Below are 20,146 nucleotides of genomic sequence, written 5' to 3' on the forward strand. Positions count from 1 at the left end.
CCCGGCGCCAGGTCGGCCCACCACGTCAGCCGGTGCCGCCCTCCCAACCGTCCACCGCGCGTCCCACCCGGACGCCGAGTTCGGCGAAGGTACGCCGGATGTCGTCGAGCCGGATCGTCGGGCCGGCCGCCTGGGAGACGACGTCGTCGTGCTCCGGGTCGCGGACGCTCGACTCGACCAGCTTCTTCAACTCGTCCAGCGGTATGTCGTGATAGAGCGCCTCGTAGCGCGTGCAGATCCGGTCCAGCCGGTCGCGCTCCGCCGGGCTCGGCCGGCCACCGGCGCGCAGTTGGGAGGCGTCGTACCAGTCCAGGAAGGCGTGCTCGAACGCCTGCACGAGCTTGCCGAGGAAGACCGCGGTGCCCAGGGGACTGAATCCGTCCTGCTGCCTGAGCCGGGCCTGCACCGCGCGCAGCCCGGCGTGCAACGGGCGGGCCGGCGCGTCGGCGAACGCGGCGGTCAGGTCGTCGTCCATCCGGTCGATGGAGCGCAGCAGCCGTAACGCGTCCTGGAAGAGTTCCTCGACAGCGGTCAGGGTCGGCGAGGCGGTGGGGCGGGACGCTGTCGTGGTCGGGTCGCCACCCCGGGTGGCGCTGGCCACCTCCCGGCGGATGTCGGTCAGCTGCCGTTCGGTGGTCTCGCCGATCCCTGCCAGGTGCTGCGCGACGTACTCGATCAACTCCTGGGTGGTGGCCTGTTGCCGGGTGATCCGTTCGACCCCGTCGATGATCACCTCCAGCGGATTGGCGGTGACCGTCTCCCGGTGGCGGCTCAGCACGCCGGTGACCACCGCCTGCAGGGTCTCCGGGAAGGATTCGCGGCCGTACACGATCGGGTCGTTGGGCTTGAGGATCGGCACGAGTTGGGTGGCCATCGCTTCGGTCAGGTAGCCGACCACCACCAGGACGATCTCCACGGCACCGGCCTCTGCGCGGGCTCGGGCGGCCCGTTGCCGCACCTCCGTAACGTCGGCCGAGGACAGCACCCCACCGGTGATCAGGATGGCGCAGCGGTACTCACCGTGGGAGTCGGAGACCCAGTAGTCCACCCCCACCTCACCGCCGCGCTCCCGCAGGTGTCCACGCGCGACCCGGATCCCCACCCGGTTGAGGACGTGGAAGACGTCCCGGCGGACGTCCAGCACGCTGGCAAGGTCGAAGTGGTTGCCACTGACCTGGCGCACCACCTCCGGACTGATCAGTTCCTGCGTGCCCTGCGCCCAGCCGTAGAGGTAATGACACAGGGTGATGAACTGTCGGGGCACTCCCTTGGTCAACGCGACCAGGGATTCCACCGCCTGCTGGGTGAACGGGTCCAGCGCGTCGTCGCCGCGGATCGCCCGGTGCGACGACCGGATGAACTCCTGGACCTCGGCCACGGTCATCGGGCTCACCTCGACGACCTGTCCCATGCGTTGCTTGGTGCTCTCGTCGACGATCTTGAACATGTCGGGCATGCCGGCGAGCACCACCAAGGCACCGGACTCCCCGACCGCCTCCAGCATCCGCTTGAACGGCCCCAGCCGATCGGCGAAGTCGGTACGGCTGTCGACCGCCGACAGCACCCGGTCGAACTCGTCGATCATCAGGACGGAGGGCCGGCCCCGGTCCCGGTGCAGCCGCCCGAACGCGGCCATCGCGTCCAACGCCGCGGTGTCCGTGCCGATGCTGCGGAAGATTCCCCGCTCCTGGAGGAAGTCGCTCGGCGGGTTGCCGGTCAGCCAGTCCCAGATCAGCGTCTGCACCTCGGGCTGGAGCAGCAGGGTGAACGCCGTGCCGAGGTCGTTGTCCCGGGTGACCCTGATCAGGGTCGTCTGCAGCCGTTGCAGCAGCACCCGGTCGGGCAGGTGCAGCCGGGCGACCACCGCCACCGGGTCGATCTCCCCTTGCCGCAGCCGCGCGGCGGTCCGCGCGGTGTGCGGCGTCGCGTCCAGCTCGTCGGCCACCACCTCGGCGTAGTAGTCGCTGAGCAGGTCCATCACCCGCGGCCGCTTCACCTGCCCGATGAACCGCTTGTAGAGGTCGACGAAGGTGCCGTTCGGCGCGTCGAGATAGACCGGGTCGGCCGCCGGGGCGGACTCCAGGACGCGGCGGCGCAACGCGGCCACCAGGTGGGTCTTGCCGGTGCCGAAGTCCCCGACGAGGGTCAGGACGCGGCCCTTGCGGGGTTGGTCGGGCGTGTGCGGCGAGCGCAGGTAATCGTCCAACGCCTCCCTGGCCCGGACCACCGCCCTGGTGGCCACCGTGACCACACCGGCCGCGCTGTCGCCGACCCGGGCTACCGGTGTCGGCAGGTAGGGGTTGACGCCGTCTGCCGGGAAGAGGGTTCGTCGGGGTCGACCGGCACCATCCGGCGTCGGCCGCGGTGCCTGGTCACTTGGCATCGGTCTCGTCCCCTGACTCGTCCTCGTCGGTCCCTGGTCGGTGCGGCGCCTCCGGTGGTGGCCCCTCTGTCGGCGGAGCCTCGGGACCTTCCGTACCCGGATTGTCGTCCGGCAGGTACGGACGACGTTCTTCGAAGGACTCCGCCTGGCGCTCGTGGAATTTGCTGATGTGCTTGTCGGTGACGGTGGCGTCGCCGTCCGCGATCGCCTGCCTCCACACATCGTGACACAACTCACGTAGTGCGCTCAGCGTCATCCTGCGGTCGGCCGGAACCAGGTTTTCCATCATCTGCCTGTCGACCGTCGGCCAGCCCGGATTGGGGGTACGGGCGAGCCGGCCGCCGGCGTAGGTCCAGCCGTCGTGATCTTTGAGTGGGCCGAGACTGAGCACGATGGCCTCGGCCTTTCCGTCCCCGTCCAGCTGTCGGTGCCACGACCTGACCGCCTCCGGGTTGCGGCTCTCCAGGAAGAAGAAGACCCGCTCGACGCGGAATCCCATGTAGTGCTGGACCGGGTGGACCCGGGCCAGGGCCAGCTCGCCTTCCTGGCCGGGGCTGTTCACCTGATCGAGGAAGGCGGGCAGGATGATCGCCGCGAACTCCTTGCGCGACCGTAAGTGGCCGCTGAGCCTGGCGTACGCCGAGGGGGCGGGCATGATGGTCGCCCCCGGGTCGGGATAGTTGTCATCCTCCGCGTGCACCTCGGTGAGCACCCGGTGGGCGAGGCGGTCGAAGTAGTTCTCCAGCACCGAACGGCCCTCGGGAGCGGGCGGGCTGAACGGCTCGTACCGGGTCACGTCGACGATCTTCAAGGTGGTGTCGGCGAGGGCCTGCTGCAGGCGGTGGACACACCGGTGGATCAGCGACGTCTTGCCGGATCCGCGCTCGCCGGTCACCACCACCAGCCGACCGGGATGCTTGCCGTCCCTCCTCATCGGAGGGAGGAAGTCGATGAACCGCTCGTACGCCTGCTGGGTCTGGTCGACCGCGAGGTAGAGCTTCTCGTGTTCGGGGTAACCCCACGGTTGCAGCGCGCCCTCCGCGGCCGGCCCGAGTTCCTTGATGTCGAACGGGTTCCGTAGCGGCTCGCCGTTCGGGCTCATGCCATGCTCCGCGGGGACTCGTGGGACTGGTCAGCTGCCGGTGGGACGGGGGCGGCGGGCGGGGGGTGACCTCGGCGGCGCCACCGGTGGATCAGCGCGTCGCGGATCGGTCGTTCCCGGGCCTCCGCCACCGTCCGCACACCGTTGCGCAGCTCGTCGACGGCGGACCGCACCCGCACGGCGCGGTCGCCGTCCGGGCGGCGCACCTCCCGCGTCGACCACCCCGACGTCAGCTCGGACCCGAGCGGCCCGTCGTCCAGTGCGGCGAGCATCCGCCCCACCTCGGGGTGCCGGTCCGGCCGGGGCGTCTCCTCCAGGGTCAGCTGCAACCGGGTACGCAGGTCGTCCAGCGACTCGCCCCTGGGCACCGGCTGGCTGGCGTCGGTGGCGACGTCCATGAAGCCGAGGACGGCCGTGACGAACGCCCGGGCGTCGGTCCGCAGGGCGGCGGAGTGCTTGCGCAGCTCCGTCATCCGCTCCCGCCAGCCGGTGGTGGCGGCGGTGGTGACCAGGGTCAACGCGGCGCCGACCAGCAGCGGCCAGAGCACCTTCCAGGTCGAACCGCCGGAGCCGGAGCCGGAAGCGCCGTCGTCGAGCTGCGTCGCGGCGACCGCGACGCCGCACGCCCTCGCGAAGTCCTCCTGGTGTCGCCCGCGCCAGTCCTCCAGCGACCAGTCGCGGCCGTCGTCGCGGAGCTGGTCCGGAACCGGCGCAGCGGTGGCGAGCCGGAGCAGCACGGCGGCCCGCACCACCTCCGGCCGCTGGGCGGGCGAGAGGCAGAGCAGCGCCTCGGCGGCCGTGCTGTCGGCTGCTTTGTCATCCCCGCAGGCGGCCACGCCGACCAGGGTGAGGAACAGCAGCGGGCCACACAGCGACGGGATCAACCATCGACGGAGGGCACTGACCCGCATAGCTCTCGACTTTATCGACAGTGCGCCAGCAATGGCGTCCCGGCCGCGGGCCGAACTTCCGGCGCAGCCGTACCCCGGAAATTGTCCACAGTGGGCTTCCGGTCGGGCTCATTGCGTGGTAATGGCGGACCACCATTTCGAATGGAAATTCCGCGTGATCGGCGATTCGACATTCGGCCTCACATTGAACGGAAATTCCATGAGCGGGGCGAGCGAACGGGGACGGCGCCGTGGTTCCGCGGAACCACGGCGCCGTCGAATCGTCCGCCGCGACGGTCAGACGTTCGCCACCAGCAGGGCGGGCTGCTCGACGCAGTCCGCCACGTGCCGCAGGAACCCGCCGGCCACCCCGCCGTCGCAGACCCGGTGGTCGAAGGTGAGGCTAAGCTGGGTCACCTTGCGGACCGCCAACTGCCCGTCGACCACCCAGGGCTTGTCGACGATGCGCCCGACGCCGAGCAGCGCCGCCTCCGGGTGGTTGATGATCGGGGTGGAGCCGTCCACGCCGAACACCCCGTAGTTGTTCAGGGTGAAGGTGCCGCCGGTCAGCCGGGCCGGAGGCAGGGTGCCGGACCGGGCGGCCGCGGTGGTCTCCGCCAGGGCGGCGGCCAACTCCCGGGTGGTCAGCCGCTGCGCGTCGCGCAGCACCGGGACGAGCAGGCCCCGGTCGGTCTGCGCGGCGATGCCCAGGTGCACCCCGGCCGACTGGACGATCCGCTGCCCCTCGGTGTCCACGTGCGCGTTGAGCTGCGGGTACTTCCGCAGCCCGCTGAGGCAGATCCGGGCCAGCAGGGCCAGGATGCTGACCGGCGCGTCCGGGGTGGCGGCGTTGATCGCGGCCCGGGTCTCCAGCAGCCCGGTGGCGTCCACGTCCACCCAGATGGTCACCTCGGGGATCTCCCGCCGGCTGCGGGAGAGCTTGTCGGCGATCGCCTTGCGGATGCCGGTGAGCGGGATGACCACGTCGCCGTCCCCGGCCGGGGCCAGCCCGACGTGCGCCTCCGGGGCGTCCGGCACGGCGGCGAGCTTCGCGGCCGGCGTGGCCAGCGCCGCCTCGACGTCCGCACGCCGGATCACGCCGCCGGGCCCGGTGCCGGTCAGGGCCGCCAGGTCCAGGCCGCGTTCCCGGGCCAGCCGCCGGACGATCGGCGAGATGACCAGCGGCGCACCGGCCGGGCCGCCGCGGGCCGGCGAGCCGGCGCGCTCCGCCCCGACCGCCGCCGCCAGGCCGGCGACGTCCGTGGGCGCCGCGCCGGTGGCGGCGTCCGTGGCCGCGCCCGGACCGGCGGTCGGGGCCGGCGCACCGGGTTCCGGAGCCAGGGCCAGGCGCGGGCGGCGACGCCGCCGCCCGGAGCCGCCGTGGCCGGTGCCGTACCCGATGAGGACGTTGCCGGACCCGGCCCGCTCCTCCTCGCGGTAGGTGGCGTGCGGGTCGTCCCCGCCGTCGAGCGGGGCGATGGTGATCAACGGCTGGCCGACCGGGCGGACCTCACCCGCCGCGCCGTGCAGGGCGACGACCCGTCCGGCGTACGGGCAGGGCACGTCGACGACGGCCTTGGCGGTCTCCACCTCGACCACGGTCTGGTCGACGCTGACCACGTCGCCGACGGCGACCCGCCACTCGACGATCTCGGCCTCGCTCAGCCCCTCCCCCAGGTCCGGCAGGAGGAAGTCCCGGGTCTGCTGCGCGGTGGTCATGCCGCCACCCACCGGGGGTCGGGCTGGTCGTCCCACTGGAGGCGGGCGACGGTGTCCAGCACCCGGTCCACCGAGGGCAGGTGGGTGTGCTCCAGCATCGGCGCCGGGTACGGGATGTCCAGGCCGGAGACCCGCAGCACCGGGGCGTGCAGGGCGTGGAAGCAGCGCTCCTGCACCCGGGCGGCGATCTCCGCGCCGACCCCGGCGAAGCCCTGCGCCTCCTGGATCACCACGCAGCGGCCGGTCTTGCGGACCGAGGCGGCGATGGTCGCGTCGTCGAACGGCACGATGGTGCGTACGTCGACGACCTCCAGGTCCCAACCCTCCTCGCGGGCGGCCTCGGCCGCCTCGAGCGCGACCGGCACGGCCGGGCCGTACGCGACCAGGGTGGCGTCGGTGCCGGCACGGCGGACGACGGCCTTGCCGAACGGCGCGGTCCGGGCCGGCAGCTCCGCCTCGGCGCTGGAGAAGTAGAGCTTCTTCGGCTCCATGAAGACGACCGGGTCCGGGTCGTCGATCGCCTCGCGCAGCAGCGAGTACGCGTCCTCCACCGTCGCCGGGGTGACCACCTTCAGGCCGGGGGTGTGCGCGTAGTACGCCTCGGAGGAGTCGCAGTGGTGCTCGACGCCGCCGATGCCGCCGGCGTACGGGACGCGGATGACGATCGGCACGCTGAGCGCGCCCCGGGTGCGGTTGCGCAGCTTCGCCACGTGCGAGGCGATCTGCTCGAACGCCGGGTACGCGAACGCGTCGAACTGCATCTCCACCACCGGCCGCAGCCCGGACATGGCCAGGCCGACGGCGAACCCGACGATGCCGGCCTCGGCGAGCGGGGTGTCGAAGCAGCGCTTGTCGCCGAACCGGGCCTGGAGCCCGTCGGTGATCCGGAAGACGCCGCCGAGCTGGCCGACGTCCTCGCCGAAGACGACCACCCGCTCGTCGTCGAGCAGCGCGTCGGCGAGCGCGGCGTTGAGCGCCTTCGCCATGGTCATGGTGGCCATCAGGCGTCCCCCTCCTCGTCCCGGGCGGCCAGCTCGGCGCGGACCTGCTCGCGCTGCTCGACCAGCTGCGGGGTCGGCTCCGCGTACACGTGGTCGAAGAGGCTGAGCGGGTCGACGGCCGGCTGGGCGTTCATCCGGTCGCGCAGCGCGGCGGCGTACGCCTCGGCCTCGTCGGCGATCGCCGCGACGGCCGCGTCGTCCAGCACCCCCCGGGCCCGCAGGTACGCCTCCAGCCGGGCGATCGGGTCGCGGTCCCGCCACGCCTCGACCTCCTCGGCGTCCCGGTAGCGGGTCTGGTCGTCGGCGTTGGTGTGCGGCTCCATCCGGTAGGTGTGCGCCTCGACCAGGTACGGCCCCAAGCCTGCGCGGGCGTGCTCGACGGCGCGGGTGAGCACGGCGAGGACGGCCACCGGGTCGTTGCCGTCCACCTGCTCGCTGGGCACGCCGTAGCCGACGCCCTTGTACGCCAGGCTCGGCGCGGCGGTCTGCCGGGAGAGCGGGACGCTGATCGCGTATTTGTTGTTCTGCACGAAGTAGACGACCGGGGCCTTGAACACGGCGGCGAAGTTGACCCCCTCGTGGAAGTCGCCCTCGCTGGTGGCGCCGTCGCCGATGAAGGCCAGCGCGACCGTGTCCCGCCCCTGGTACGACTCGCCGTACGCCAGGCCGGCGGCGTGCACGCACTGGGTGGCGAGCGGGGTGCACTGCGGCGCGGTATGCACGGTGGTCGGGTCGTAGCCGCAGTGCCAGTCGCCCCGCAGCAGGGTGAGCACCTCGACCGGGTCGATGCCCCGGGCGGTCAGCGCCATCGACTCGCGGTAGGTGGGGAAGACCCAGTCGGTGTCCCGCAGGGCGAGGACCCCGCCGACCTGGCACGCCTCCTGGCCCCGGGAGGACGGGTAGACGGCGAGGCGGCCCTGCTTGGTCAGGGCGGTGGCCTGCACGTCGAAGCGGCGGCCGACGACCATCCGGCGGTACATCTCGCGCAGCGCCTCGACCGGCGGCTCCGGGTAGTCGTCCCGGGCCGGCAGCGGGGTGCCGTCCGGGTTCAGCAGTCGGACCGGCTCGGTGCGCGGCAGCAGGCCGGCCGACGGATCGGGGGCGGCCGGGGTGGCCGGCCGGCGGGTGCGGGGGGATGCCCTGCGGACCGCCTGGGGTGTGGTCGTCACGGCGGGGACCTCCTGGACGTGTGGTGGCCCTATGCTCCTGCTGTCGGATGATTGACTCAACATCGCGGATGAACGCGGGACGAATGGCAGAGGAATGAGGGCTTCATGAGCCAGGAGACCGGCACCACACCGGGCATGCCGGCCGGAACGGGACGTTCGGCCGGGCCGCTCGACGAGGTGGACCGGCGGATCCTGCACGAACTGGTCCGGGACGGCCGGCTCTCCATCCGTACGCTGGCCGAACGCGTGCACGTCTCGCGCACCAACGCGTACGCCCGGCTGGAGCGGCTGATCCGGGACGGGGTGGTCACCGGGTTCCAGGCGCGGGTCGCCCCGGAGCCCGCCGGGCTGGGCACGTCGGCGTACATCGCGCTGACCATCGAGCAGAACACCTGGCGGGAGGTGTCGGCCGAGCTGGCGCAGGTCCGCTACATCGAGCACGCGGCGCTGCTCAGCGGCGAGCACGACGTGCTGGCCCTGGTCCGCGCGCCGGACAACGCCACCCTGCGGGACGTGGTGCTCGACCGGGTGCAGAGCATCGCCGGGGTGCTGTCCACCCGGACCTGGCTGGTCTTCGGGGAGTTCGACGGGACGCAGAGCCCCTGGCCGTGACCGCTCAGCGCTCCGGCGGGGCCTCCAGGCCCTCGCGGTCGGCCAACTCCAGCAGCGGCTCCAGCGAGAAGCGCCGCTCGTCCAGGCCGGCGTGCGGGTCGCCCCGCTCGGCGAACCGCGCCGGCATGCTCACCACGTCGAAGTCCTCCGGCCGCGCGTCGTCCAGCTCGGCCCAGTCCAGCGGCGCGGAGACCAGCGCCCGCGGGGTGGGCCGGATCGAGTACGCCGAGGTCATCGTGTGGTCGCGGGCCATCTGGTTGTAGTCGACGAAGACCGGCCGGTCCCGCTGCTCCCGCCACCAGGTGGTGGTGACCAGGTCGGGCAGCCGGCGCTGCATCTCCCGGCCCAGGGCCAGCACGGCCCGGCGGCAGTCGCCGAAGCTCCACCGGGGCTCGATGGACAGGTAGACGTGGATGCCCCGGCCGCCGGTGGTCTTCGGGTAGCCGGCCAGGCCCAGTTCATCGAGGAACGCCCGGACCTCGTGGGCGACCGGCACCACCTGGGCGAAGTCCACGCCGGGCATCGGGTCGAGGTCGATCCGGAGCTGGTCGGGACGTTCCACGTCGGCCTTCGACACCGGCCACGGGTGGAACCGCAGGGTGCCCAGGTTGGCCGCCCAGGCCACCACGGCCAGCTCGCTCGGGGCGACCTCGTCGGCGGTCCGGCCGCTGGGGAAGGTGATGTGCGCGGTCCGCACCCACTCGGGCGCCCCCGCCGGCAGCCGCTTCTGATAGAAGGCGTCACCCTTGTTGCTCTGCCGGGTGGCGATCTTCGCGCCCTCGAACACCCCGCGCGGCCAGCGCTCCAGCATGGTGGGACGGTCCCGCAGGGCGCGCAGGATGCCGTCGCCGACGGCGAGGAAGTAGCGGACCACGTCCAGCTTGGTCAGTCCCCGCTCCGGAAAGTACGGCTTGTCGGGGCTGGAGACGCGGACCACCCGCTCCCCCACCCGGATCTCCTCGGCCGTGGTCGCCACGCCTCACACCGTAGCCGTCGGGCGCGGTCGCGGGGACCGGCTCACCGGGACTCCGCGGTCACCAGCAGCCGGATCTGGGCGTCCACCCAGGCCCGGACCGCCGCGTCGCCGGGGTCGGCGCCGAGCGCTCCGGCCAGGTCGATCAGAGCATTGCCGCACCGGTCCAGGCCCACCCGGGCCAGCCGCTCGGCGGCACTCCGCAGCCGGTCCCGGAACCCGGCCGGCAGGTGCCGCAGCCCGCTGTGGGCAGCCTGGGCGAGCAGCGCCGACGCCGCGCGCAGCGCGGCCGTCACCGGATCCGGCGGCTCGGCCACCACGCCGCCCAGCGCGCCGTCGCCCGCACCGGCCGCCAGATCGGGTACGACCACCGTGTCGGCGACCACCGCCAGCGCCTCGACCACCAGGCCGTCCGCGCCGCGCCGCACCGTGCCGCTGACGTACCGGGGGGTGCCGTGGGCGCCGCCGAGCGCCGCCGCGAGCGCGTCCAGCGCGCCCGGGGCGACCGCCCGGTGCACCGCCGAGACGGTCGCCACCCCGCCGGCCACCCCGGTCACCGTCGCGGCGAGGCGCTGCTCACCGGCGGCGTACCCGATCGCCCGCACGTCGCCCAGCGCCAGCACCCGCACCGACTCGGCCGCGGTCCGGGGTCGCAGCAGCCGGGGCGGCTGCTCGGCCAGGGCCGCGGCGAGCGCGTCCAGGTCCCGGGCCAGCAGCCCGGGTGGCAGCTCCGCCCAGGACCCGGCGCCGGGCGTGACGGTGGTGCGGGCCAGCCGGCCGGCGGCGAACCGCAGCCGGTGCGCGGCGCTGCGCACCGCCGACTCGGAGACGACGTTGCCGGCGGCCAGCGCGCCGAGCGTGCTGCCCGCCACCCGCCGCCCGGCCAGGGCGTGCCCGGTGAGCCCGGCGCCGTCGGCGGGGCCGAACTCGCGCCGCAGCACCAGCACGCCGGCGGCCGCCGGGTGGGCGAGGACGACGTCGACGGCGACCTCGCCGGCCGACTCGCGGACCCGGGCCCCGAGGCCGGTGAGCCGCAGCCGGCGCAGCGGGGTCTCGGCCGGCTCGTCCGCGCCCAGCACCCGCTCCGGCGGGGTGCCGCCACCGTTGACCACCGCCCGGCGCCGGGCCGGCAGCTCGGCGAGCACCTCGGCGAGGGTCTCCGGCCGGTAGCGGGCGCTTCGGGCCGCATACGCCTCGAGCTGGCCGGCCAGCTCGTCGACGGCGAGCAGCGGCCAGCGCAGCCCGGCGGCGTCCAGGTCCCGCCGCACGGCGGCCAGCCGGGCGTCCGCCCCGGTGCCGGTGTGCACCGCCCCGGTGAGCAGCACCTCCCCCGCCAGGGTCACCGCGGCGTCCAGCGCCGGACCGTCCACCACCGACGCCGTCCCGCCGACGCGCACCTGCGCCTCCCGGCGGTCCGGTTGGTCCCGGTCGGCCGCCCGGCACGCCCACACCGCCAGCGCGATCGCCTCGCCGCCGTCGCCGGCGGCGTCGCTGCTGGCGTACCCGATCTGGCGGGGCACCAGGAAGCGGACCGTGCCGGTGGGCAGCTCCACCTGCGGCACCGGGTCGTCCGCGCCGGGTCGGCGGACCACGGCCAGGTAGCCGCGCCGCCGCCGGCGCTCGGCTGCGGCGAGCGCCGGCGTGCCGACCGCAGCGGCCAACTCCTCGTCGGTGACGTCTCCCGGTGACCAGCGCCACGGCTCACCGGCGGTCCCCGCCGGGCCATCGCCTGCTCCGTCCGGGCCGGCGGTGTCCGGGTTCGGTCCGACGCCACCGCCGCCGGTCGGGCCGCCCGGCCTGGCGGGCACCGCCCGCTCCGGCCCGGGGCCCGTCACTGTCTGTTCCCGCTGGTAGGTCAGCACGAGCGCCAGCAGATGCCGGCAGACACCGGGCGCCGCGCAGGAGCAGACGCCGGTGGCCAGTCCGCCGCCGGCCGGCAGGACGCTGGTCACCCCATCTGGGTGTGCCGCGCGCACGGCGCCGTCCTCGTCGACCGTGAGCGTAGGCAGCTCGCCGCCGTCGACCGCCTTGGTGGCCCGCTTCACCAGGCCGCGGTTGCTGAGCGCGGCGAGCACCTCAGGGGTGAGCGCCAGCAGGTCGGTACGGGTCACGGCTCGCTCCTAACGGCCCACGTGCTCGGCCACGAACGCGGCCAGCTCGCCGGGGGTCATCGCGCCGACCGCCGCGCCGACGTCGGCCAGCTTCTGCGCGGTGGCCCGGTCGTACGCCGGGTTCGCCTCCTCGTCCAGCGCGGCCAGCCCGAGCACGTGGGTGCCCTGCTCGACGAGCTGTTTCACGCCGCGCACCAGGTGCGCCTCGCTGCCGCCCTCGTAGAAGTCGGTCACCAGCACGAGGATGGTGCGACGCGGGTTCTCCACCAGCTGCGCCCCGTACGTCACCGCCCGGGCGATGTCGGTGCCGCCACCGAGCTGCACCTTCATCAACAGCTCGACCGGGTCGTCCACGTCGCTGGTGAGGTCGACGACCTCGGTGTCGAAGGCCACCAGGTGGGTCCGGACGCCAGGCAGCCCCCACAGGCAGGCGGCGGTGACCGCGGCGTGGATCACCGACCCGACCATCGAGCCGGACTGGTCGACCAGCAGGATCACCTGCCAGCGGTCCAGGTGCCGCCGGGTCCGGGAGAAGAAGTGCGGGGTACGCACGTGCAGCCGGCGCTCGTCCGGCCGCCAGTGCGCCAGGTTGGCGCGGATGGTGCGCCGCACGTCGAAGTTGCGGGCCTGCCGGAACCGGCTCGGCCGGCGTGCCCGTGCCCCGGAGAACGACTGCCGGACCTCGCTGGCCATCCGCTCGACGAGCTGGCGCACCACCGCCTCGACCAGCCGCCGGGCCAGCCGCAGCACCCCCGGGTCCATCAGGTGCTTGGTGCGCAGCACCGCGCGCAACAGCGCCGGGTTCGGCTCCACCCGGGCCAGCACCTGCGGATCGGTCACCACGTCGTGGATCTCGTACCGCTCCACCGCGTCCCGTTCCAGCCGTTCGACGGTCTCCCTGGGGAACAGGCGGGTGATGCCCTCCAGCCAGTCCACGGTGGTCAGGACGGATGGGCCGGAGCCGCCCCGGCGCACGTCCCGCCGGCTCAGCTCCTCGTCCCGGCCGTACAGCCAGTCCAGCGCGGCGTCCCGGCCGGCCGCCTCCGCGGAGAGGCCGCCCAGGCACTCCTGCGCCGCGTCGCCGAGGAGCAGCCGCCAGCGCTCCAGCATCGGATCCGTCACGGGAGCTCTCCTTCCGGTTCGCCGAGCAGCCCCTCCCGGGCGAGTACCGTGTCGACCCGCGCGTCCAGCGCGCGGGCGGCGGCGACCAGCACCGGGTCGGCGTCCAGGCGCAGCAGGTCGCGGGCCCGTCCGTCGGCGCCGTGCAGCGCCAGGACGTGCCGGGCCACCGCCTCCCGCTCGCGGGGAGGGAACCAGCCGAACGCCTGCCGCAACGCGGGCAACGCGACCAGGAAGTCGTGCGCGTCCATCGCCGCGAGCAGATCGTCGAGGACGGCGAGCAGGGCCGCGTCTCCGGCGACCACCTCCTCCCGGGCCAGCGCGAACAGGCCGGAGAGCCAGTCGCCCAGGGTGGCCGGGGCGGCCACCGCCCGGACCGCCCGACCGGCGTCCGCCGCCGCGCCGAGGGACCAGCGCAGGCCGAGGGCGGCGCCGCGCAGGTCCGGCGGGGCCGCCGGGTCGGCGGCGACCCGCCCGGCCACCGCCAGCGCGGCCTCCGTGTCGAGCCCTAGCGTGGGACCGGCGTACCGGATCGCGTCCCGGACCGCCACCAGCGCGGCCAGCCGGCCCCGGTCGGCCGGGGCGGTGGCGGCGTGCACGCCCTCGACGAGCCAGAGCGCCCGGCGCACCGCGGCCACGATCAGCGCGCCGAGCGGCGCCGCGCCCGCGCTGCCGAGCAGCCGGTCGTGCCGCCACAGGCCGAGCACCACGGTCAACGCACGGCCCAGCGCCCGCAGGTCCGTCACCGTGCCCGCCGCCCGGGCGATCGCGGCGAGCGCCCGCGCGGAATGCTCGCGGAGTCCGGCCAGCGCGGTGTCGAAGAGCAGTGTGGCGAGACCCTCCACGTCGTCACCGAGCAGCACGGCCCGCTCCTCCACCAGGGCGGTCACCGCGTCGAGGACGGTGGGTCCGTACCCGCCGGCCTCGATCAGCCGGGCCAGCCGGTCCGCGGCCGGGCGGGGCGACCAGCGCTCGGTCAGCACCGCGTCCGCGCCCACCCGGGGGCCGCTGTCCCGGACGTGACCGGGGACGTCGAGCAGCCGCAGCCGGTGCAGCAGCCGGCTGCGCGCCAGGTCGGCAGGATCGGTCAGGCCCAGCTCGACCACGTCGGCCGGGCCCACGCGGTGCCGGTCCAGTTCAGCGTCGACGTCGTGCACCAGCGGTGGCAGCGGCGTGTCGGGGTGCAGCCGCCCCACCCGGTCGCCGCTGAGCGCCGCCACCATCTCGACCACCGCGGGGTGCGTGCCGGCGGCCAGGCGACCCCGCGACGCCCACGGCAGGGGCTGGTCGAGGGCGTCGGTGACCAGGGCGGAGACCAGCCCGTCGAGCACGTCGACCCGGCCCGGGTGGGCGTGACCGCGGAGCCGGGCCAGACCGCCGGCCATGCTCCGGGCGGCGATCAGGTCGGCGGTGGAGACCGGCTGCCGCCGGGCCCGCAGCCGGGCCGCCACCGACTCCGTCAGCGCCTCCGCCGCCCGCTGCGGGCCGTCCTCCCAGACCCGTTGGTAGTAACCCGGGGAGGGCATCCCGGACTGGTAGCCGTCGAAGGCGTCCAGCCGTTTGAACGAGTACGGCACCAGGTAGCTGCCGGCCACCGCGTCGGGCTCCGGCGCCGGCACCTCCGGCCAGTCCTCGTCCTCCGTGGTGGCGGAGACCAGCCGCACCAGGGCCGGACGGTGGAAACCGCCGGTGACCACCAGCACCGGACGGCCACCCGCCCGTGTCCGCGCCGCCCTCACCCAGCGGCCCATGTACGCCTCGCGGGCGGTGTCGTCCTCGCCCGCGTCGGACTCGCCGCGCAGCAGGTCGAAGTATGCGGCCAGCCGCTCGGCGAGTCCGTCGTCCGGGCCGATCTCGAACAGGTGGTCCCAGAGGGCGTCCACGTTGTCCACCGCCAGGGTGGCACAGAGCCGGCGCACGGCCTCGGCGTACCGCTGGTCGGCGTCGGCGTACCGGTTGGCGCGGCGGGCGAACGCCGGATGCCAGGCGGGCAGGTCGATGAAGCGGACCTGCGCCCCGGCCGCCCGCCCGGCGGTCAGCGCCACCCACTCCGGCGAGTACGCGCAGAACGGGCTCCATGAGGCGTGCCGCCGGCCCGCGTCCCGGTAGGTGCTGAACACCGCGATCGGCAGCTCGTGGTCGAGCAGCAGCTCGTCCATCCGGTCGTTGAGGTCGGCCGGCCCCTCCACCAGCACGTACGCCGGGCGCAGCGCGGCCACGGTGGCCGCCACCAGCCGGGCGCAGGCGGGGCTGTGGTGGCGGACCCCGAGGAACGCGACGCCCCCCGGCGTGTCGCCCGCCATCAGCCGGGCAGCAGGTGCCGGGCGTCGTGCAACGCCTGCCACTGCGCACCCGACCGGCGGGACACCTGCTGTTCCAGGTAGCGACGCAGCCGGGCCAGGTCGTCCGCGTCGTCCTTGGCGGCGGTGCCGGCCAGGCAGGCCACCAGGTCGGCGGCGTCGCCCGCCTCGCCGCGCAGGAACCAGCCGCGCAGCCCGACGGCGTGCGCCACCGAGACCGCCTCGGCGGTGCTCATCACCGACGACAGCCGCTCCATCGCGTCACCCCGCTCGGTGACCCCGGTACGCAGCTCGCGGAAGGTGGTCACCAGCACCTCCAGCACGTCCCGGCGTGGCGGCACGGTCACCCCGGAGCGGCGCAGCAGCTCACCGGCCTCCGCCTCGACCAGCTCCAGCTCGGTGGCCAGGTCGGGGATGGGGAAGACGGTCTCGAAGTTGAAGCGCCGCTTCAGCGCGGCGCTCATCTCGTTGACGCCCCGGTCGCGGGTGTTCGCGGTGGCGATCACGTTGAAGCCCTCGCGGGCGAACACGGTCGCGTCCCGGCCGGGCAGCTCGGGGATGGCGAGCACCCGGTCCGACAGCGGGGAGAGCAGGCAGTCCTGCACCTCCAGCGGGCAGCGGGTGATCTCCTCGAAGCGGACCACCCGCCCCTCGGCCATGCCGCGCAGCAGCGGGGCCGGCACCAACGCCCGCGGCGACGGGCCGTCGGCCACGAGCAGGGCGTAGTTCCAGGAGTAGCGGATCTGGTCCTCGGTGGTGGCCGCGCCGCCCTGGATGGTCAGCGTGGAGTCACCGCTGATCGCGGCCGCCAGCAGCTCGGACAGCAGCGACTTGGCGGTGCCGGGCTCGCCGACCAGCATCAGCCCGCGACTGGTGGCCAACGCCACCAGCGCGCGGTCGATCAGCGACGGGTCACCGACGAACTTGCGCCGGATCCCGGCGGCCGGGTCGCCGAGGATGAACCGGCGGGCGGCCCGCAGGCTCAGTGCCCAGCCCGGCGGCCGGGGGTCGGTGTCGTCGGCGGCCAGCTTCGCCAGCTCGTCGGCGTAGCGCACCTCGGCCGGGGGCCGCTGGGCGCGCTCGGCGGTGGGATCCGTCGCGGTCACCGGGTCACCTCCGCCAGGTCGCGCAGCACCTCGGACGCGGTGATCTCGTCCAGGTCACCGAAGCGGACCTTGCCGTCGCGGCCGTACCACTCCCCCTCGGGACGGTCGTTCACCCAGATCGCCTCGAGCTTCTGGTCGGGGAACATGTCCACCACGCCAACGGCGATGCCCGGGTCGAGGTCGATCACCAGGGCGCGCCCGCCGGGCAGTTCCCGCTCCAACCAGCCCTGCACGCCGGCGTCCTGGGGCGCGCCCCGCCGCCAGCCCCGCCGTTCCAGGCTGAGCAGCCGGCCGGCCGGCACCGAGACGCCCATGTGCCGGTGCAGCAGCCGCTCGTCCCGCTCGGCCTCGGTGAGCCGGTGCACCTCGCGGCCGAGCTGGACGAAGGGCTGGAGGATCTCGTAGTCGGCGAAGAGCTCCGCCCAGGCGGGCATGGCCGCGCCGAGGTGCACCGGGTGCGCGATCACCACGGTGCCGTCGTCCGGCAGCAGGTACGTCTCGTCGTCGACGTCGGCCAGCGTGCGGTCCTCGGCGACCCGGAACGCGGTGACCACGGCGCCGGCGGAGTCCACGGTCGCCCAGACCAGCCGCCGGACGATGTGCCAGAGCAGTGGGTGCGCCAGGAAGTAGCGGCGGAAGTCGGCGACCGGCCAACGTCGACCGGCCACCATGGCCGCTTCGAAGCGGCGGATCTGGTCGGCGGCGAGGGTGCGGACGTCCTTCTTCAACCCGACGAACCGCTGGTACGCCGCCGGCGCGAGCGCCTGGTCGTCCCGGGCGCCCGGCTTGGGCAGGTCCTTGCGGCGGGCCCCGGAACCGTCCACCACGTACGGCTTGAGCTGCTCGTCGAAGCCGACCGTGAACCGTCGCGGTCCGTAATCGAGGACCAGGCTGCCGTCGGCGTCGAGCCCGAGGTCGGGCACCAGCCGGTCGCCGAGCTGCTCGGAGTCCAGGCCCAGCCCGGCGGCGACCTCGGTGACCTTCGCCGCCGCCCGCTCCCGCAGCCCGCGGAACTTCACCTTCTGCGAGATGCCGTAGAGGTGCATCAGGGCCACATCGGTGCCGATGCCGGCGAGCACCTCCAGGCCGGTGACCGCCCGGGCGTGACCGCCCTCCCCGGGCCAGGCCCGGATCAGCGGGGCGAGCCGGCGGGCGGTGCCGTCGTCGCCGATCAGGCCGAGCGCGGTGAACGCCCAGCTCTCCTTCGACGGCGCGCCGGCCGCCTGCCAGCGCTCGAACAGCGCCCAGGCGAACTCGGCCAGCGAGAGCGGGTCGCACACCTCGCGGACGATGCCCACGCCCGGGTAGGCCTCACCCGGCTTGGACACGGCGAGCATGGTGCAGAGGTGACGCAGCGCGTCGACGGGCAGCGCCGCCGAACGGTCGCGCAGCAGCACCGGCGGCAGCAGCACCGGGTCCAGCCACTGCGGCAGGGTGGGCATCCGGGCGGGAAGCTGCTCCAACGGGTCGGCGTCGAGCATCGCCGTCGCCGCCGCGAGGGCCTCCTCGCCGTACTCGCCGGCGGCGTCGAGGACCGTGTCCCGGTGCTCGACGGCGACCAGGCGCAGCGCCCGCTCGGCCGCGCGTCGGCGCGGCCCGGGTGTGCCGAGGGCGGCCGGTAGCAGCGCCCGCGTGGCGGCAGCCGGGTGCCGCCGGAACCAGGCCCGCGCGGTGGAGCGGACCGACTTGAGCCGGTCGAGCCAGTCGGCCATCAGGTCGGCGACCTCGCCGTCGGCGACCGGCAGCAGCACCTCGTGGACTGCCTGTGGCGTGGTGCGGGCCAGGTGCAGCACGGCCGGCAGCGCGTCCAGCTCGTAGCGGCCGACCAGGCGGCGCAGCCACTGGTCGGCATTCCAGCTCTCGGTCGGCCGCCAGGCCGGCAGCAGGGGCCGGGCAAGCTCCTCGGTGGCCCGGGTGAAGAAGTGGACGGACTCGTAGTCGCCCGCCGTGCCGGCGGCCACCCGCCCGCCGAGCACGGTCAGGTCGTCGCCCCGCCAGTACCCCGCCCAGCCCGGCACGACGGCCGCCCAGCGTTCCCGCTCGCCCGGCTGCCAGACCAACGCGGTCCTGTCGGGGCGGGTCAGCCCGGTCACCACCGGGGGCGCGACCCGTCGGCGCTTCACCAGCCAGGGGGGACTGAGCAGCACCGGCGGCAGCCGGTCCGGCCCGGCGACCGGGACGGCGGTGGCGCCGTCGCCGGCGACCTGCGCGACCCGCGCCTGCCCCACCGGGTCGAGCCCCGGCAGCGCGGCGTCGACCGCCGTCGGGTTCGTCAGCACGTGCCCGCGCAGCAGCGTCGCGGCCTCCCGTCCGGCGGCGGTGCGCTCGCCGGCCGCCTGCGCCAGCAGGCGGACCCCGCGCACCGGGAAGCGGCGGAGCATCTCCAGCGCCCCGGCCTGGACGTACTTACGGTCCAGGCGGGCGAGGAGCAGCGCCATCGCCTCGTCGGTCGGGAGCGCCGCCAGCAGGGACACCAGCCGCTGCTGGCCCTCGGCGCCGAGGTTCTCGCGGTCGAACCACTCGGCCAGCAGGGGCGCGATCGCCGGTCCGATCGCGACGGTCCCGGTGACCACGACGGCGGGGTCGTACATGAGGGAGTAGACGGAGAGGTGGCCGGCGAGGGCGGCGAACCGTTCGACGTCGTCGACCGCGCAGAGCAGCAGCTCGACCAGGAGCCACTCGCCGGCGGGGTCCACCGCGGCCACGTCGTCGGCCACCCAGTCCCGCTCGGTCGGCAGCAGGAACGAGGTGACCACCCGGGCCGGCAGCGGACCCGACCGGTAGCCGGCGAGGGCGGCGCGGATCCCCGCGTACTCCTCGTCGCTGGCGACCGCGAGGTGCGCGCGGATCCGGCGCAGCACGCCCAGCCGCAGGTTCCGGTAGCCCCACTCGGCCGTGTCGGTGCGCACCCGGCGCAGCCCGCTGGTGCCGCCGTGGCCCGCGCCGACGGTGATGGTGGCCTGCTCGGCCAGCGCGGCCGCGGCGCCGACCGGGCCCAGCTCGGCGACCAGCAGGTCGCCGATCGCCCGCCCCTGCTGGTCGCGGTCACGCCAGCCGACCACCGCCGCGGCGGCCACCACCAGCACCGCCGCCCCCAGCGGGGTCGGCTCACCGGCGAGGTACGCCCGCAGCGCGGCGCTCAGCTCCGGGTCCTCGGCGTGCCGGGCCACCGCCTCCAGCTCCGCCGCCAGTGGTGCCAGCACCTGCTGCCCGGCGGCGCGGCCCTTGGCGCTGCCCGCCAGGGCCGGCCCCGGCACGCCGCCCCGGCGCGGGATCAGCAGCCGCCGCCAGCCGGCCGGCACCACGAACGTCTCCTCGTCCGGCAGCTGATCGGCCGTCGCCTCGCCGGGCAGCTCACCGGCGGTCGGCGCGGCCGGCGCGGCGGCCTCGGCGGTGACCGAGGGCCGCGCGGCGGCGCTGCCGGACTCGACGTACCCCTTGCGGAGCTTCTCCGCGATCAACCGCTCGGCGTGCGCGGCGGCCTCGGCGGCGGTGTCGAGTTCCTTGGCCTGCGTCCGGCCCTCGGCACCGATCCGTCCGTAGCGGACGGTCACCGTGGTACCGGTCTGGTCCACCTCCCAGAACTTGGCCGCGTTGCCGCTGACGAAGTCGAATCTGCGCACGCCGTCTCCTTGATCACCCGCAGTGTGCGGGGACCATA

Annotated in this window: 13 protein-coding genes; 1 reads left to right on the forward strand and 12 read right to left on the reverse strand. The window is 74.7% G+C overall.

The window, feature by feature from the left end; genetic code table 11:
- Positions 1-25 precede the first annotated feature (25 nt).
- The 6 genes from ACGFI9_RS11435 to pdhA form a co-directional block, all read right to left on the reverse strand.
- Positions 26-2,242: a hypothetical protein gene (locus ACGFI9_RS11435; RefSeq protein WP_393177614.1), complete on the reverse strand. Its 2,217-nt coding sequence runs from the start codon at positions 2,240-2,242 to the stop codon at positions 26-28.
- A gap of 130 nt (positions 2,243-2,372) precedes the next feature.
- The gene (locus ACGFI9_RS11440; RefSeq protein WP_393177616.1) at positions 2,373-3,485 is read right to left on the reverse strand and encodes a hypothetical protein; all 1,113 of its coding nucleotides are present in this window, start codon (positions 3,483-3,485) and stop codon (positions 2,373-2,375) included.
- On the reverse strand, positions 3,482-4,396 hold the full coding sequence (locus ACGFI9_RS11445; RefSeq protein WP_393177618.1) for a hypothetical protein: 915 nt from the start codon (positions 4,394-4,396) through the stop codon (positions 3,482-3,484). The genes ACGFI9_RS11440 and ACGFI9_RS11445 overlap by 4 nt, the downstream gene beginning before the upstream one ends.
- 276 nt (positions 4,397-4,672) lie before the next feature.
- Positions 4,673-6,106 carry a dihydrolipoamide acetyltransferase family protein gene (locus ACGFI9_RS11450; protein ID WP_393177620.1) on the reverse strand — a complete coding sequence of 478 codons (1,434 nt, stop codon included), beginning with the start codon at positions 6,104-6,106 and terminating at the stop codon, positions 4,673-4,675.
- The gene (locus tag ACGFI9_RS11455; RefSeq protein ID WP_393177622.1) at positions 6,091-7,095 is read right to left on the reverse strand and encodes an alpha-ketoacid dehydrogenase subunit beta; all 1,005 of its coding nucleotides are present in this window, start codon (positions 7,093-7,095) and stop codon (positions 6,091-6,093) included. Before ACGFI9_RS11455 ends, ACGFI9_RS11450 begins: the two co-directional genes overlap by 16 nt.
- A complete protein-coding gene (gene pdhA, locus ACGFI9_RS11460; protein ID WP_393177877.1) occupies positions 7,095-8,297 on the reverse strand; it encodes a pyruvate dehydrogenase (acetyl-transferring) E1 component subunit alpha in 1,203 nt (400 codons plus the stop codon). Before pdhA ends, ACGFI9_RS11455 begins: the two co-directional genes overlap by 1 nt.
- Before the next feature lie 72 nt (positions 8,298-8,369).
- Here pdhA and ACGFI9_RS11465 point away from each other — a divergent pair, with 72 nt between their 5' ends.
- Complete coding sequence (locus ACGFI9_RS11465; protein WP_393177624.1) at positions 8,370-8,876, forward strand: Lrp/AsnC family transcriptional regulator; 507 nt, start codon at positions 8,370-8,372, stop codon at positions 8,874-8,876.
- Positions 8,877-8,880: 4 nt separating this feature from the next.
- Here the strand turns inward: ACGFI9_RS11465 and ACGFI9_RS11470 are convergent, their stop codons facing one another.
- Genes ACGFI9_RS11470 through ACGFI9_RS11495 form a run of 6 tightly spaced genes read right to left on the reverse strand, consistent with a single transcriptional unit; the run spans position 8,881 to position 20,108 of the window.
- Positions 8,881-9,852, reverse strand: coding sequence for a DNA polymerase domain-containing protein (locus ACGFI9_RS11470; RefSeq protein WP_393177626.1), 972 nt, complete (start codon positions 9,850-9,852; stop codon positions 8,881-8,883).
- 41 nt (positions 9,853-9,893) lie between these two features.
- A complete protein-coding gene (locus tag ACGFI9_RS11475; RefSeq protein WP_393177628.1) occupies positions 9,894-11,960 on the reverse strand; it encodes a hypothetical protein in 2,067 nt (688 codons plus the stop codon).
- Between the two features lie 9 nt (positions 11,961-11,969).
- Positions 11,970-13,082 (reverse strand): VWA domain-containing protein, encoded by a 1,113-nt coding sequence (locus tag ACGFI9_RS11480; RefSeq protein ID WP_393177630.1) that lies wholly within the window; start codon positions 13,080-13,082, stop codon positions 11,970-11,972.
- The gene (locus ACGFI9_RS11485) at positions 13,079-15,382 is read right to left on the reverse strand and encodes a DUF5682 family protein (protein ID WP_393177632.1); all 2,304 of its coding nucleotides are present in this window, start codon (positions 15,380-15,382) and stop codon (positions 13,079-13,081) included. Before ACGFI9_RS11485 ends, ACGFI9_RS11480 begins: the two co-directional genes overlap by 4 nt.
- Positions 15,382-16,485: an AAA family ATPase gene (locus ACGFI9_RS11490; RefSeq protein ID WP_393177634.1), complete on the reverse strand. Its 1,104-nt coding sequence runs from the start codon at positions 16,483-16,485 to the stop codon at positions 15,382-15,384. Before ACGFI9_RS11490 ends, ACGFI9_RS11485 begins: the two co-directional genes overlap by 1 nt.
- On the reverse strand, positions 16,482-20,108 hold the full coding sequence (locus ACGFI9_RS11495) for a DUF4132 domain-containing protein (RefSeq protein WP_393177636.1): 3,627 nt from the start codon (positions 20,106-20,108) through the stop codon (positions 16,482-16,484). Before ACGFI9_RS11495 ends, ACGFI9_RS11490 begins: the two co-directional genes overlap by 4 nt.
- Positions 20,109-20,146: the final 38 nt, after the last annotated feature.

This window comes from Micromonospora sp. NPDC048930, from assembly GCF_043197935.1.
In the GTDB taxonomy this organism is placed as follows: domain Bacteria; phylum Actinomycetota; class Actinomycetes; order Mycobacteriales; family Micromonosporaceae; genus Micromonospora.